15 protein-coding genes are annotated in these 14770 nt (G+C 52.3%); 7 read left to right on the plus strand and 8 right to left on the minus strand.

Annotated features, from left to right (window positions below; all coding sequences use genetic code 11):
• The first annotated feature begins 231 nt into the window (after window positions 1–231).
• Window positions 232–582, plus strand: coding sequence for a YceK/YidQ family lipoprotein (locus JK223_RS07485; RefSeq protein ID WP_371813084.1), 351 nt, complete (start codon window positions 232–234; stop codon window positions 580–582).
• Here JK223_RS07485 and JK223_RS07490 read toward each other — a convergent pair.
• From JK223_RS07490 to dnaA, 8 genes are all read right to left on the minus strand, one after another.
• Complete coding sequence (locus JK223_RS07490) at window positions 536–1816, minus strand: DUF3748 domain-containing protein (protein WP_212713568.1); 1281 nt, start codon at window positions 1814–1816, stop codon at window positions 536–538. The genes JK223_RS07485 and JK223_RS07490 overlap by 47 nt on opposite strands.
• Window positions 1817–1964: 148 nt before the next feature.
• Complete coding sequence (locus JK223_RS07495; RefSeq protein ID WP_371813081.1) at window positions 1965–2180, minus strand: YdgH/BhsA/McbA-like domain containing protein; 216 nt, start codon at window positions 2178–2180, stop codon at window positions 1965–1967.
• A 124-nt stretch (window positions 2181–2304) separates the two neighbouring features.
• Window positions 2305–2520 carry a YdgH/BhsA/McbA-like domain containing protein gene (locus JK223_RS07500; protein ID WP_212713569.1) on the minus strand — a complete coding sequence of 72 codons (216 nt, stop codon included), beginning with the start codon at window positions 2518–2520 and terminating at the stop codon, window positions 2305–2307.
• A 296-nt stretch (window positions 2521–2816) separates the two neighbouring features.
• A complete protein-coding gene (yidA, locus tag JK223_RS07505) occupies window positions 2817–3632 on the minus strand; it encodes a sugar-phosphatase (protein WP_212713570.1) in 816 nt (271 codons plus the stop codon).
• A 542-nt stretch (window positions 3633–4174) separates the two neighbouring features.
• The gene (gene gyrB, locus JK223_RS07510; RefSeq protein ID WP_212713571.1) at window positions 4175–6583 is read right to left on the minus strand and encodes a DNA topoisomerase (ATP-hydrolyzing) subunit B; all 2409 of its coding nucleotides are present in this window, start codon (window positions 6581–6583) and stop codon (window positions 4175–4177) included.
• A 17-nt stretch (window positions 6584–6600) separates the two neighbouring features.
• On the minus strand, window positions 6601–7686 hold the full coding sequence (recF, locus tag JK223_RS07515; RefSeq protein WP_212713572.1) for a DNA replication/repair protein RecF: 1086 nt from the start codon (window positions 7684–7686) through the stop codon (window positions 6601–6603).
• 87 nt (window positions 7687–7773) lie between these two features.
• Window positions 7774–8874 carry a DNA polymerase III subunit beta gene (gene dnaN, locus JK223_RS07520; protein ID WP_212713573.1) on the minus strand — a complete coding sequence of 367 codons (1101 nt, stop codon included), beginning with the start codon at window positions 8872–8874 and terminating at the stop codon, window positions 7774–7776.
• A gap of 4 nt (window positions 8875–8878) precedes the next feature.
• Window positions 8879–10294 (minus strand): chromosomal replication initiator protein DnaA, encoded by a 1416-nt coding sequence (gene dnaA, locus JK223_RS07525; RefSeq protein ID WP_212713574.1) that lies wholly within the window; start codon window positions 10292–10294, stop codon window positions 8879–8881.
• 50 nt (window positions 10295–10344) lie between these two features.
• On the opposite strand from dnaA, the gene JK223_RS07530 reads away from it, so the two are divergent.
• From JK223_RS07530 to mnmE, 6 genes are all read left to right on the plus strand, one after another.
• The gene (locus JK223_RS07530) at window positions 10345–10524 is read left to right on the plus strand and encodes a hypothetical protein (protein ID WP_212713575.1); all 180 of its coding nucleotides are present in this window, start codon (window positions 10345–10347) and stop codon (window positions 10522–10524) included.
• Between the two features lie 378 nt (window positions 10525–10902).
• The gene (gene rpmH / locus JK223_RS07535; protein WP_000831330.1) at window positions 10903–11043 is read left to right on the plus strand and encodes a 50S ribosomal protein L34; all 141 of its coding nucleotides are present in this window, start codon (window positions 10903–10905) and stop codon (window positions 11041–11043) included.
• Window positions 11044–11057: 14 nt separating this feature from the next.
• Window positions 11058–11417 carry a ribonuclease P protein component gene (rnpA, locus tag JK223_RS07540; protein WP_212707319.1) on the plus strand — a complete coding sequence of 120 codons (360 nt, stop codon included), beginning with the start codon at window positions 11058–11060 and terminating at the stop codon, window positions 11415–11417.
• On the plus strand, window positions 11381–11623 hold the full coding sequence (gene yidD / locus JK223_RS07545; RefSeq protein ID WP_212713576.1) for a membrane protein insertion efficiency factor YidD: 243 nt from the start codon (window positions 11381–11383) through the stop codon (window positions 11621–11623). Before rnpA ends, yidD begins: the two co-directional genes overlap by 37 nt.
• Before the next feature lie 18 nt (window positions 11624–11641).
• Complete coding sequence (yidC, locus tag JK223_RS07550) at window positions 11642–13285, plus strand: membrane protein insertase YidC (protein WP_212713577.1); 1644 nt, start codon at window positions 11642–11644, stop codon at window positions 13283–13285.
• 100 nt (window positions 13286–13385) lie between these two features.
• A complete protein-coding gene (gene mnmE / locus JK223_RS07555) occupies window positions 13386–14750 on the plus strand; it encodes a tRNA uridine-5-carboxymethylaminomethyl(34) synthesis GTPase MnmE (protein WP_212713578.1) in 1365 nt (454 codons plus the stop codon).
• Window positions 14751–14770 lie beyond the last annotated feature (20 nt).

Consider the following 14770-nt stretch of genomic DNA (forward strand, 5'->3'; position numbering starts at 1 on the left):
GCCAGTAGCCTCTGGCCGCACTTCCCGGTTATGCTAAAACAGGAACGGCTAAATGTGTTTTTTTCAAGCAGAAAATAGATTTTTTGCGCGAATTCAGACGAATTGACATACACTCAGAATGAGGGATTATCATATGACTGTAGTAACAGACTGTCATATTTCCGGTTGCCAATCGCTGACGACCTGAAAAAAGATAAAACAGAGGGTAAGGAAGGAACGATAATGATGAAAATGAAAAACAGGATCCCGACTGCCGGCGTTATTGTCTGGTGTGCTTTTTCTTCCACAGGATGTTCCAGTGTTATGTCTCATACCGGTCCGGAACAGGGCTATTATCCGGGAACCCGAGCCAATACTGAGATCCTGAGCGACAGCCATACCCGCTGGCCGGTGAAGACCATGGCGGCTCTGGATTATCCTTTTTCGGCCGTCATGGATACACTGCTGCTTCCCTGGGATTATTATCGCCATGATCATGGTGACGGGCTTTCATTACGTGCCAGAGTCGAACAGAGTGACAGTCTGGCAAAAACAACTACCCCGCAAACGGCGGCTCTGGTAACAACTCCCCCGTCACAATAAATAATTGCCGCCAGCCATCAATGATGCGTGAAAAGGCGATACTCAGGCCATCAGGTGACCAGACGACAGCCTCTCCGTCAGGAGAACGTGCGCTACGGGCTGTCACCCGACGGCAATGACCGGTCAGTACCTCACAGGTCATGACACTATTGTCACTAATAAACGCCAGGTAATCGCCGGACGGATGCCAGTTAACCACCGACGTTATGCTGTGCTTAAGCGACGTGATCTGTACCGGCTCCCCCCCCTGGGGTGAAAGCGTCCATAACTGAATGATCCCTTCCTCATCTGCCATCAGAAAACTGATCCTGCTGCCATCCGGCGAGGTACGTAACCAGTGGCGCGGTTGCAGAGCAACACCGCGGGAAAACGTCAGTCTGCGCTGGACAATGCCTGCCGGCGGTGAGGGCATCCGGTCATGGGTTCCCTGTAGCGGATAAGCACCGGGTAATGCGTAGTCTGCGGCGGCTTCCGGCAAATCCGCGATGAAGATTTCCGGAATCTTTTTACCGTCCGCCGCCAGGGTATCGCCAATAAATACCAGCGCCCGCCGCTGCCACTCACCATTTTTTTTACGGTAACCCCGGTGACCCACCCAGCCTTCCTCATAGGCACGGCTGATTTCGTCACTGCCGGGCACAGGTGCGGGCGTGGTGGTACTGATAAGAACACAGAAATGGCTGCCATTATATTCCCGCGGATGCCGCTGCGGAACACTCACAGAGCGGAGAGGAACTGCCACGCCGACATTTCGTAAATCTTCCGCCAGGGAACGTTCATGCATCACATGGTCGTTATAGGTGAAGCTCAGGTAATCCCCATCCGCATCATACATATGGACATGACTACCGCCACGTAATGCCCCCGGAGTAAAGGGCGGGGTAATATCGCAGGCATCCAGGGTGACCGCCAGGCCTTGCTGAATAATCACGCCCCGCCGGTGATGGAGGTCATAATGCCACGCCTCATCGGGATTTTCCGGGCCGTGGATGCAGACATAGCGTTCCGGGTACTGAGGGCTGCAGGTGATCACCCCCACACAGGCCCCTGCTGTCGCACGGTAAATAATTTCCGTGACACCCGAGTGAACATTCACCCGCTCAACCGTCTGGCTGGTAAAGCTGGCTTCCGGGGGACGCAAATCAAAGACCAGCCACTGGCTGTCAGGCGTCCAGACCTGATCATTCGTTAACTGATGATGACGGTTGTCGAAGGTAAGTTGTTTTTCCTGCATTCACCCGGGTCCACGGTATTCAGTAAGTGGAGGGAATATGCAATATTCTGTGCCCCTTCACCAGCCATAAACCCGTTTTCTGACGGCAGAAAGCGGAAAAACTGCCAAAGGCAGTTTTCCGACGATTGCATGAACTGTGCGACGGTGCTTATTTATCTAATTCCGCTGTCATATAAACGCCGTTATGAGTTCTGGCACTGGTGATGGTGTAAGAGGACGCGCCTGCTGCTTTTGCCTGAGCTGCAATATGAGACTGTGCGCTATCCAGGGTGCTGCCGGTGGCGGAGATCATCTCAGCTGATGCACCGAAAGAGAGTGCAGAAAAAACAGCGGCGGTGGCTAAAGTAGTTAATAGTTTCATCATCAAATTCCTTCTCTGGTTATCTGTTGTTCGTGCTCACCGGACCTGAGGATTATCCTGCAGGTTCAACAGGCACCTGGCACCGGTGGTACTGGCTCTGTTTTAGAACTGAGCCGTTCCCGGGGCATTATTTGTTGTTAATTTCTGCTGTCATATAGACACCATTGTGTGTACGGGCACTGGTAATGGTGTAAGACGATGCGCCGGCAGCTTTCGCCTGAGCTGCAATCTGAGACTGTGCACTATCAAGGGTGCTGCCAGTGGCAGAAATCATTTCGGCTGAAGCCCCAAAAGATAAGGCAGATAAAGCAGCGACGGTCAGTAAGGCAGATAGCGTTTTCATTGTTAACTCCTGAATAGTTAAAAGCTGATATGTAATGCGTTGATGTAATAATACCTATAGTTATTATTAGCTGGTTAACAGAAAATGCGATCCTGATCACGCAAAACCCCTTTATGTCGCGATTTTATTTTAACTAATTGCAACGTATTAATTACATTAGGATTCCTGAAGGACACAGTGACGGAAAAAAACGACCTGTCCGATAAGTACCGGACAACAGCAGGGACAGAAGGGGAAAGCGGAAGGCCGCTGGCAGAAAAAAGGCACCCCGTGAGGTGCCTGTCAGATCTCAGGATTTATTCAGAAAGGGCCCATTTTTCAATGGCGAGGGCAACACCGTCTTCAGCATTAGACAGTGTCTGGTAACGGGCATGTTTTTTGACGATATCAATCGCATTCCCCATGGCGACTCCGCTACCGGCGTAAGTCACCATCGCCAGATCATTTTCATGATCACCAATAGCCATCACTTCATCCGCTGAAATACCGAGTAACTCTGCCAGCTTACGAACACCCTCCCCCTTATTGACCTGTTTGTTGAGAATTTCGAGGTAGAACGGCGAGCTCTTCAGGATGGTATAGTTTTCCACGATCTCTGCCGGTAACCGGGTAATCGCTTCATCGAGGATCTCCGGTTCATCGACCATCATCAGTTTCGGAAAACGTAATTCAGGCTCCATCTCTTCCACGGCACGGTAACGTAACGGTATTCCCGTCAGAGAAACCTCATGTACCGTATATTTGCTGATATCTTTGTCGGGAGTATAAAGATGTGTTTTATCCAGCGCCTGGAAGTGAACTCCCAGCTCCCCCGCGAGCTGTGCAAACCGCAGATAATCATCATGTCCCAGGGTCACTTCGGCAACACAGCTGCCATCTTCGGCACGCTGAACCAATGCCCCGTTATAACTGATACAAAACTGTCCGGGCTTATCCAGGCCCAGCTCTGCAACATACTGCTGCATGCCAATATAAGGCCTGCCCGATGCCAGTACGACAGTGATCCCCCGCTCCTGTGCCTTGTGGATCGCCGATTTTACGGCGGGACTAATCTGATGCTCCGGCGTCAGCAGAGTCCCATCCATATCAATTGCTATCAGTCTGATTGCCATAATGTCCCCGGAAATAATAAAGAGTCCCCCGATGCTACTCTTTTTCACCGAATACTGACTACTGTTTCTATGCTCACGACCAATCCGTATCACAGAGTTAGCATGAAGGTACGGCAGTGACAGTATGTTGCGGTTTCCTCACTGTCACCGTCAGCTGCCTTAAGGCAGCGCGATCCTCGCATTGTCCGTGCCTGCGGACGTACCAGTACCTCTCTTTTCTGTTACCCGCGGCTGTCTGCTCTCCTTAAGCGCCAGCAGCTTGTCGCCGCCCTTTGCAGAATGCCGTCTCAGCCTGAGCCCCCCGGCACCACGCTCTGCGAAGCAAAACCGTATGACCGCCAGAAGTCTGCACTCACCCCGGGGAAGCGCCTGCGGCAACATCCGTTCTCTGTGGCACTCTGTTTCGGGCTGGCATGAATTTCTGCCGTTACCGCCGGTGGCGGTTCCCGGAGAAAACAATAAGGCCGTCCGCCCCTCACTGACAGCAGGCAAAAAAAAACCTCTCTGTGACCAGAGAGGTTTATTATTTCAGCGGCGAACGATCAGATATCGATATTCGCGGCTTTCAGGGCATTTTCTTCGATAAAGGCGCGACGCGGTTCAACCGCATCCCCCATCAGCGTGGTAAATAGCTGATCGGCGGCAATGGCATCTTTAATCGTCACACGCATCATGCGGCGGCTTTCCGGATCCATCGTGGTTTCCCAGAGCTGTTCCGGGTTCATCTCACCCAGACCTTTATAGCGCTGGACTGACAGTCCACGTCTGGACTCTTTCACCAGCCATTCTACGGCCTGCTCGAAGCTGGCTACCGGCTGACGACGTTCCCCGCGTTCAATAAAGGCATCTTCTTCGATAAGGCCACGAAGTTGCTCACCCAGTGTATTGATTCGCTGGTATTCCGGTCCGTAAATGAATTCCGAATCCAGAGGATAATCGGTATCCACACCATGTGTACGAATACGCAGTACCGGCTCAAAACGCTGATGTTCACGGTCTTCACGGACAATACCGGTATAGCTGCTGCCGTGCTGTTCGCGTTCTTCCAGTTTGGCAACCAGAGCATCCATCCACGCCTGTACGGCCGTCTGGTCAGACAAATCATTCAGCGTCGGGTGATACACCAGCCCTCTCAGCATGGCCGCCGGGTAACGACGGGTCATCCGCTTAATCATCTTCTCTGTACTGTTGTACATCGACACCAGATTTTCCAGCGATGCCCCACTCAGTGCCGGAGCGCTGGCATTGGTATGCAGGGTCGCGCCGTCCAGCGCAATCGCTATCTGGTACTGATCCATCGCATCATCATCTTTGATGTACTGTTCCTGCTTACCTTTTTTCACTTTGTACAGCGGTGGCTGTGCGATAAACACATGGCCGCGTTCAATGATTTCTGGCATCTGACGATAGAAGAACGTCAGCAGCAAAGTACGGATATGCGAGCCATCGACGTCCGCATCCGTCATGATGATGATGCTGTGATAACGTAATTTATCCGGGTTGTACTCATCGCGGCCGATACCACAACCCAGCGCCGTGATCAGTGTTGCCACTTCCTGAGAAGACAGCATCTTGTCAAAACGGGCTTTCTCAACGTTCAGGATCTTACCTTTCAGAGGTAAAATAGCCTGATTCTTGCGGTTACGTCCCTGCTTTGCAGAGCCGCCCGCGGAGTCCCCTTCCACCAGATAAACTTCTGACAGCGCAGGGTCACGTTCCTGGCAATCTGCCAGTTTGCCCGGTAATCCGGCCAGGTCCAGTGCCCCTTTACGACGGGTCATTTCACGGGCACGGCGCGCCGCTTCACGCGCACGGGCAGCATCGATAATTTTGCCCACGACGATCTTGGCATCGGACGGATTTTCCAGCAGATATTCAGATAACAGTTCATTCATCTGCGATTCCACGGCCGATTTCACTTCCGAAGACACCAGCTTGTCTTTGGTCTGGGAAGAGAATTTCGGATCCGGCACTTTCACCGACACAACCGCGATCAGGCCTTCACGGGCATCATCACCGGTGGCACTGACCTTCGCTTTTTTACTGTAGCCTTCTTTATCCATGTACGCGTTCAGTGTACGGGTCATCGAGGCACGGAAACCGGCAAGGTGCGTCCCGCCATCTCTCTGCGGAATGTTGTTGGTAAAGCAGTAGATATTTTCCTGGAAGCTGTCGTTCCACTGCAGCGCAACTTCCACACCGATACCGTCTTTTTCAGTACTGAAATAGAAGACATTCGGATGGATAGGCGTTTTATTTTTGTTCAGATATTCAACAAACGCGCGGATACCACCTTCATAGTGGTAGTGATCACTCTTATCGGTGCGCTTGTCGATCAGGCGGATAGACACGCCGGAATTCAGGAAAGAGAGTTCGCGCAGGCGTTTGGCCAGAATGTCGTATTCGAAATCGGTGACATTCGTGAATGTCTGATGACTGGCCCAGAAACGTACCGCCGTCCCGGTCACTTCTGTTTCGCCGATCACAGTCAGCGGAGCGGTCGGTACACCGTGCTGATAAATTTGCTGATGGACTTTACCATCACGGCGGATAGTCAGTTCCAGCTTTTCAGACAAGGCATTGACGACAGAAACACCGACACCATGCAAACCACCGGAGACTTTATAAGAGTTATCATCAAACTTACCGCCGGCGTGCAGTACTGTCATAATCACTTCTGCCGCCGAGACACCCTCTTCAGGGTGGATCCCGGTCGGGATACCACGACCATCATCCTGAACCGAGACGGAGTTATCGGAGTGGATGGTGACGGTGATTTCTTTACAGTGGCCTGCGAGTGCTTCGTCGATGGCGTTGTCCACAACCTCGAATACCATGTGATGCAGACCGGTACCGTCATCCGTATCACCGATGTACATACCGGGGCGTTTGCGTACCGCATCAAGTCCTTTCAGAACTTTGATACTGGAGGAGTCATAAGAATTCGACATCAACGTTTCTCGCTCATTTAATCTTCGGGTTGAACTGCTATTTTACCTTTTTCTACGCTGAACATCTTGCCCTTTTCGTCATTCATGTCGATAACATGATCAACACTGATGGCGCTCACAAAAACCTGCGCTTTTGTGGCTTTCAGGCGGTCGGCAAGGATCTGCCGGCGCGTGTCATCCAGTTCAGAGGCAAAATCATCGATCAGGTAAATACAACGTCTGCCACTTTGACGTGTCAGGTATTCCCCCTGCGCCAGGCGCAGGGCACACATTAATAATTTAAGTTGTCCGCGCGATAACAAATCCTCTACCGGAGTTCCGTCAGCCCGGATACGAAAATCGGCTTTATGCGGTCCACTGGCGGTATAGGTCAGAGCACGGTCCCGTTCAAAATTACGCTCCAGTAACTCCGCGTAATCACTCTCTTTATCCCATCCACGCTGACAGGAAAATGTCAGATCATATTCCGGCAGGAATTGCTGGCAGGTGGCCTTAATTTCCAGCGTAATATCCTCGCTGTAAGACTGCCGCCACTCACTGATTTTATGCGCCAGCGGTGCCAGTTCCTGATCCCAGGGCCGTATCTGTCGATAACTTCCGGCCTGACGCAACGCCGCATTCCGCTGCTTCATCAGGCGGCGAAGGTCATTCCAGGCCGCAAAAAAACCAGGGAAGTTATGAAAGCACCCCCAGTCAATATAGGCTCTGCGGAATTTCGGCCCGCCGGTCAGCAGGGTGAACCCTTCCGGGGTGATCAATTGCATCGGCAAAAGTTGAGCAAGACCGGCAATTTTATGTCCGTCACTGCCGTCGATACGCACCTTGCTCTCCCCGGCACGATCTTTACTGAGCCCGATACTGTGTTGCTGGCTGGCATCAGTGATCCTGCCATGCAGGACAAACGCGGGCTGATCATGTCTTATCACCCGTCCGGTTTGCAGACTGCGGAATGCGCGCCCGTGCCCCAGCGTATAAATCGCCTCCAGCACACTGGTTTTACCGCTGCCGTTAGGACCGATAAGGAAATTTACCCCCTCAGACAGCGAGAGATCGGCCTGCGGAATATTACGAAAGTCTTTAATGATAAGACGGGTCAGGGCCATACATCAGTCCGGGGGCGAGAAAAACGCATTACATAAAAGCCGATCCCCTGCAGAAGTCCTGCAGGGAATGGGGAGCCGGGTAGAGGACTATAAGCGCATCGGCATCACGACATACGCAGCATGCGGACTGGCGACGTCTTCAATCTGCACGCTTGAAACAGAGTCTGTCAGCAGTAAGCGGACATTCTCACATTTAAGGGCATTCAGCACATCCAGTACATAACTGACGTTAAACCCAATCTCGAGATCACTGCCCTGATAGTTCACGTCCAGGATCTCTTCAGCTTCTTCCTGCTCCGGGTTATTCGCGGTAATACGCAACTGATTCTCGGTAATGAAAAGACGCACTCCCCGGAACTTTTCATTGGAAAGGATCGCCGCACGCGCAAAGGCCTGCCGTAAGAGATCACAACCGGCTTCCAGCGTCTTATCCGGATTTTTAGGCAGAACCCGGCGATAGTCAGGAAAACGTCCGTCCACCAGTTTGGAGGTAAAGATAAAATCCCCCACATGCGCACGAATATTACTGCTGCCGATCTGCACCTGCAGAGGCGTATCTCCGCCATCCAGTAGCCGGACCAGTTCAACCACACCTTTACGCGGAACAATGACTGAATGGTCAGGTAACGACTGGCCAACCGGCATCGAACATACCGCCAGGCGGTGTCCGTCGGTGGAGACAGTCCGCAGCTCTTCCCCTTCGGTTTCAAACAGCATTCCGTTCAGGTAGTAGCGAACATCCTGATGGGCCATGGAAAACTGCGTGGCCTCAATCAGGCGTTTCAGCGTTGCCTGAGGCAGTGTGAATTCGACCTCACTCTGCCAGTCATCGAGATTCGGAAAATCACTGGCCGGCAGCGTGGATAACGAGAAACGACTGCGTCCTGAACGTACCAGAATCCGGTCACCTTCCAGGATGACGTGGATCTCAGCGCCTTCCGGTAATCCCCGGCAGATATCCAGGAATTTACGCGCAGGCACGGTCGTCGCCCCTGATTCATGGGGCTGACTGAGCGATACCCGGGCAACCATCTCCATTTCGAGATCCGTTCCGGTCAGCGATAATGCACCCTCGCTCACCTGCAGTAACAGGTTGCCGAGGATTGGAAGTGTCGGACGTCCCCCCAGGGGGCCGCTCACTTGCTGTAAGGGTTTGAGCAATTGCTCTCTTTCAACAATAAATTTCATAGCGTCAGGAAGATAATGTTCTGATTAAATTGGAGAAATCTTCTTTGATATCGTGACTTTCTTCACGTAACTGCTCTATTTTCCGGCAGGCGTGGAGTACGGTGGTATGGTCCCGCCCGCCAAAAGCATCACCGATTTCCGGCAGACTATGGTTCGTCAGTTCTTTCGCCATCGCCATTGCCATCTGACGCGGTCTGGCCACCGAGCGCGAGCGGCGTTTCGATAATAAGTCCGCCACTTTAATTTTATAGTATTCTGCGACGGTTTTCTGAATATTATCGATAGTGACCAGCTTTTCCTGCAACGCCAGCAGATCACGCAGTGCTTCACGAACAAAGTCGATGGTGATCGCCCTGCCGGTAAAGTTCGCATTCGCGATGACACGGTTCAGTGCCCCTTCCAGCTCACGGACATTGGAGCGCAGGCGTTTGGCAATAAAAAACGCGACTTCGCCGGGCAGACGGATTTTATTTTCGTCAGCTTTTTTCATAAGAATGGCGACGCGAGTCTCAAGCTCGGGCGGTTCGATAGCCACCGTCAGGCCCCAGCCAAAACGCGACTTCAGGCGATCTTCGACCCCATTGATCTCTTTCGGATACCGATCGGAGGTCAGGATAATTTGCTGGTTACCTTCCAGCAACGCGTTGAAGGTATGAAAAAACTCTTCCTGCGAACGCTCTTTATTCGCAAAAAACTGAATATCATCGATAAGCAGCGCATCCACCGACCGGTAATAGCGCTTAAATTCTTCAATGGCATTGTTCTGCAATGCCTTTACCATATCCTGCACAAAGCGTTCCGAGTGCATATAGACAATTTTTGCATTCGGTTTTCTGGCGATAATACCGTTACCGACAGCATGTAACAGGTGGGTTTTCCCCAGGCCCGTACCACCATACAGAAATAACGGATTATAGGCGCCGCCCGGGTTCTCAGCGACCTGCCGCGCGGCCGCGCGGGCCAGCTGGTTTGACTTACCTTCGACAAAGTTATCAAAGTTATGCCGGCTATTCACATTTGAGCGATAAGCCACTTCCACAGGGGCAGGAACGTTATCCCAGCTGGGGCGACCATCATGACTCGGTGCTGAAGGCTGACGTACCGGAGGGATCGGCTGCGAAATATTCTGAACGGCAACCGTACTCGCAGCAGGCACCGCCGGTGCTGCCGCTGCAGGCCGTGCACCCACTTCAAAACGTAATACCGGAATATCCGATCCACAAAACTCATTCAGCAGGCCATTAATACTATTAATGTATTTATCCCGCACCCAGTCGAGTACAAAGCGGTTTGGTGCGTACAGAGCCAGAGTGTTGTCGTTCAATTCAGCCTGTAAAGGACGGATCCACATACTGAATTCAGTGGCAGGTAATTCATCCTGCAAACGGGTAAGGCACTGTTGCCAAAGCGTTAGTGACACGGCGGACTCCACTGGTACAAAAAAGTAAGACAAGAAATGGTGCTAATCTTTTGAAAAAACTGGTTATTGATGCAGACGGAGAAATCGCCTGCTGCAACGATCTGCAATTCATCCCCGCGGTGCGTCCGGAAGGATCGCCAGCGGAACGACGGATCATAACGCAAAGCGGGCAAGAGATCTTCCTTTTCTACACCGATTTCTCCCATTTTATCCACAGGATTTCAGAATGACACCGGGCAAGTCACGCTCCGGGATAAAAGAAAAAACCGGCCGGATTGCAGATTTTTCCACCTTACCGGCCGGAGGACGGTCATTTTATGGCAACAGATCGACCGATGATCCTGAACGATCCTTGCTCTTTATAAGGAAGCCCGTATAATTCTCACCCTGTTTGCATCCCGAAGTAGCGCCTGGCGTCACCGAAAGAATTGCAGACAGACTTTTATCGGGGCATAAAGGTGTCATTATTAGCGGAAGTAAATTGACTCAGGACTGTACAGTTATTACAATCCCGCCTCTTTAAATAAAATACACTGAGGCGTCGGTCGGTTTACTGACTCTGCTACGCGTCACCAAGTGAACATTCTCAAGTTTAGGTAGAAATCGCCATGAAACGCACTTTTCAACCGTCTGTACTGAAGCGCAACCGTTCTCACGGCTTCCGTGCTCGTATGGCTACTAAAAATGGTCGTCAGGTTCTGGCACGTCGTCGTGCTAAAGGCCGTGCTCGTCTGACCGTTTCTAAGTAATAAAGCTAACCCTGGTGGGTAAGCTCGCATTTCCCAGGGAGTTACGTTTGTTAACTCCCAATCATTTCACTTTCGTCTTCCAGCAGCCACAACGAGCTGGCACGCCGCAATTGACCATTCTCGGCCGCCAGAATTCGCTGGGGCATCCCCGCATCGGTCTCACCGTCGCTAAGAAACACGTGAAACGGGCACACGAACGTAACCGGATTAAACGTTTAACCCGGGAAAGTTTTCGTTTGCGCCAGCACGAGCTTCCGGCTATGGATTTTGTCATCGTTGCCAAAAAAGGGATAGCTGACCTGGATAACCACACACTGACGGAAGTGTTGGAGAAACTATGGCGTCGTCATTGTCGCCTGGCGCGCGGCTCCTGATTGTCCTTATCCGCGTTTACCAACGGGCAATAAGTCCTCTTCTGGGGCCTCATTGCCGTTTCAATCCAACCTGTTCCCATTACGGGATACAAGCCTTACGTCGTTTCGGGGTGGTAAAAGGCAGTTGGTTGACGGTGAAACGCGTATTAAAATGCCATCCTTTACACGCGGGTGGTGACGATCCTGTGCCGCCAAAAAAACACTGATACCAGAGAAAACTAACGATGGATTCGCAACGCAATCTTTTTTTCATCGCTTTTCTGTTTGTGTCTTTTATGATCTGGCAAGCCTGGCAGACGGACCACAATCCACAGCCACAGCAAACTCAGACCACTCAGAATACGAACAGCACCGCAGGTGATGCTGCAAACCAGGGCGTCCCCGCCAGTGGTGAAGGCAAAACGATTACAGTTAAGACAGACGTCTTGTCTGTTGAGATTAATACCCGTGGCGGTGATGTAGAGCAGGCACAATTACTGGCTTACTCTGACAAACTGGGCTCTTCCAAGCCTTTCCAGTTGCTGGAAACGTCTCCTGACTTCCTGTATCAGGCACAAAGTGGTTTAACCGGCCGTAACGGTCCGGATAATCCTGCCAATGGTGCCCGTCCTTTATACACCGCGACTCAGCAAAGCTACCAGTTAGCCGATGGCCAGACCGAACTGCGCGTTCCTCTGACCTGGACCGGTGAAAATGGCGTGGTTTACACCAAAACCTTCGTCTTCAAGCGTGGTGGTTACTCGGTTGATGTGGATTATCACATCGATAATACGTCAGCACAGCCACTGGAAGTTTCCATGTTTGGTCAGCTGAAACAGACTATCGCGCTGCCAAAAGATCGCCAGACCGGAAGCAACAACTTCGCGTTGCATACCTTCCGTGGCGCGGCGTACTCCACCAGCAATGAAAAGTATGAGAAATATAAGTTCGATACCATTGCTGATAACGAGAACCTGAACGTCAATACTGATAATGGCTGGGTAGCCATGTTACAACAGTACTTTGCGACGGCCTGGGTTCCGCGGACTACCGGCAGTAATACCCTGTATACCAGCGCTCCGGCTAACGGCCTGGCTGCGGTAGGATACAAATCTGCGCCAGTCACTATCGCTGCAGGTGCACAGCAGGACCTGAATGCGACCCTGTGGGTCGGACCGGAACTGCAGGATGAGATGGCAGCCATCTCTCCTCACCTGGACTTAACCGTGGATTACGGGTGGTTATGGTTTATTTCTCAGCCGCTGTTCAAACTGCTGAAATTTATCCACAGCTTTATCGGTAACTGGGGCTTCTCCATTATCGTTATCACCTTTATTGTCCGTGGTATCATGTACCCGCTGACTCGTGCGCAATACACCTCAATGGCGAAAATGCGCATGCTGCAACCCAAAATTCAGGCCATGCGTGAGCGCCTGGGTGATGATAAGCAGCGTATCAGTCAGGAAATGATGGCGCTGTACAAAGAAGAGAAAGTGAACCCTCTGGGAGGGTGTCTGCCACTGGTTATCCAGATGCCTATCTTCCTGGCGCTGTATTATATGCTGATGGGTTCCATTGAACTGCGTCACGCGCCGTTCATTCTGTGGATCCACGACCTGTCCGCGCAGGACCCGTACTATATCCTGCCGGTATTAATGGGTCTGACCATGTTCTTCATCCAGAAGATGTCGCCGACGACGGTCACTGACCCGATGCAGCAGAAGATCATGACCTTTATGCCGGTCATCTTTACGGTCTTCTTCCTGTGGTTCCCGTCAGGCCTGGTGCTGTACTACATCGTGAGTAACCTGGTGACGATACTCCAGCAGCAGCTGATTTATCGTGGTCTGGAAAAACGCGGTCTGCACAGTCGTAAGAAAAAAGCCTGATGGCTATCACGTAGCCTGGCTGCGTGAAAATCCCGATAACTCAGGATATGATAAGGCGGTCATCTGACCGCCTTTTTTTATTGGTAAAGAGAGAACAGCTATGAGCCACAGCGATACTATCGTCGCCCAGGCAACGCCACCGGGCCGCGGAGGCGTCGGTATATTACGAGTTTCCGGCCCGCATGCCGCCGGCATCGCACAACAGATTCTGGGGAAACTTCCGAAACCCCGCTATGCAGATTACCTCCCCTTCCTGGACACAGAGGGTGCTGTTCTGGATCAGGGCATCGCGTTGTGGTTTCCCGGCCCCCATTCCTTCACCGGTGAAGATGTTCTGGAACTGCAGGGACACGGCGGCCCGGTCATCCTGGATCTGTTACTGAAGCGCATTGCCGGACTGCCGGGGGTGCGTATTGCAAGACCCGGTGAGTTCTCCGAGCGTGCGTTCCTGAACGATAAGCTGGACCTTGCCCAGGCGGAAGCGATTGCCGATTTAATCGATGCCAGTTCGGAACAGGCGGCCCGCTCCGCGGTGAACTCGTTACAGGGCGTCTTTTCTACCCGGGTGAACCTGCTGGTAGAAGCGCTGACCCATCTGCGTATTTACGTGGAAGCCGCTATCGACTTCCCGGATGAAGAAATCGATTTTCTCTCTGACGGTAAAATTGAGGCGCAGTTAGCCCGGGTAATTGATGATCTGGAGGCAGTACGGAGTGAAGCCCGCCAGGGAAGCCTGCTGCGCGAAGGAATGAAGGTGGTGATCGCCGGACGTCCGAATGCCGGTAAATCCAGCCTGCTCAATGCGCTGGCGGGCCGTGAAGCGGCGATTGTGACCGATATTGCCGGCACCACCCGCGATGTGTTACGTGAACATATTCACATTGATGGTATGCCGCTGCATATCATCGATACGGCCGGGTTGCGGGAAGCCAGCGACGAAGTGGAACGCATCGGTATCGAGCGCGCATGGCAGGAGATTGAACAGGCCGACCATGTCCTGTTTATGGTTGACGGTACCACCACCACCGATACCGATCCCCGGCATATCTGGCCGGACTTTATCTCTCGTCTGCCGGAAGCATTGCCGGTGACCGTGATCCGTAACAAAGCCGATATCACCGGTGAGTCTCCCGGGGCAGAACCGGAGGCCGGCCATATGTTAATCCGCTTATCGGCACGGACCGGAGGGGGGATCGATACGCTGCGCGAGCATCTGAAACAGAGCATGGGCTTTTCCGGCAATATGGAAGGCGGCTTTATTGCCAGACGACGTCACCTGGAGGCGCTGGAGCTGGCCGGGACCCACCTTCTGCAGGGCAGAGGGCAGTTGCTGGATGCCCGGGCCGGAGAGCTGCTGGCCGAAGAATTACGCCTGGCGCAACTGGCGCTGAGTGAAATTACCGGAGAGTTTACTGCGGATGACCTGCTGGGACGGATTTTCTCCAGCTTCTGTATCGGTAAATAAACCCGACACCGGCCCTGAAG

Source organism: Tatumella sp. JGM118, from assembly GCF_018257515.1.
In the GTDB taxonomy this organism is placed as follows: Bacteria; Pseudomonadota; Gammaproteobacteria; order Enterobacterales; family Enterobacteriaceae; genus Tatumella; species Tatumella terrea.

What these genes read in the sequence shown, in the direction of transcription:
- JK223_RS07485 (WP_371813084.1), top strand. Translation starts at nt 232, where the DNA reads ATGAAAAACAGGATCCCGACTGCCGGCGTTATTGTCTGGTGTGCTTTT.
- JK223_RS07490 (WP_212713568.1), bottom strand. Translation starts at nt 1,816, where the DNA reads ATGCAGGAAAAACAACTTACCTTCGACAACCGTCATCATCAGTTAACG.
- JK223_RS07495 (WP_371813081.1), bottom strand. Translation starts at nt 2,180, where the DNA reads ATGATGAAACTATTAACTACTTTAGCCACCGCCGCTGTTTTTTCTGCA.
- JK223_RS07500 (WP_212713569.1), bottom strand. Translation starts at nt 2,520, where the DNA reads ATGAAAACGCTATCTGCCTTACTGACCGTCGCTGCTTTATCTGCCTTA.
- yidA (WP_212713570.1), bottom strand. Translation starts at nt 3,632, where the DNA reads ATGGCAATCAGACTGATAGCAATTGATATGGATGGGACTCTGCTGACG.
- gyrB (WP_212713571.1), bottom strand. Translation starts at nt 6,583, where the DNA reads ATGTCGAATTCTTATGACTCCTCCAGTATCAAAGTTCTGAAAGGACTT.
- recF (WP_212713572.1), bottom strand. Translation starts at nt 7,686, where the DNA reads ATGGCCCTGACCCGTCTTATCATTAAAGACTTTCGTAATATTCCGCAG.
- dnaN (WP_212713573.1), bottom strand. Translation starts at nt 8,874, where the DNA reads ATGAAATTTATTGTTGAAAGAGAGCAATTGCTCAAACCCTTACAGCAA.
- rpmH (WP_000831330.1), top strand. Translation starts at nt 10,903, where the DNA reads ATGAAACGCACTTTTCAACCGTCTGTACTGAAGCGCAACCGTTCTCAC.
- yidD (WP_212713576.1), top strand. Translation starts at nt 11,381, where the DNA reads ATGGCGTCGTCATTGTCGCCTGGCGCGCGGCTCCTGATTGTCCTTATC.
- yidC (WP_212713577.1), top strand. Translation starts at nt 11,642, where the DNA reads ATGGATTCGCAACGCAATCTTTTTTTCATCGCTTTTCTGTTTGTGTCT.
- mnmE (WP_212713578.1), top strand. Translation starts at nt 13,386, where the DNA reads ATGAGCCACAGCGATACTATCGTCGCCCAGGCAACGCCACCGGGCCGC.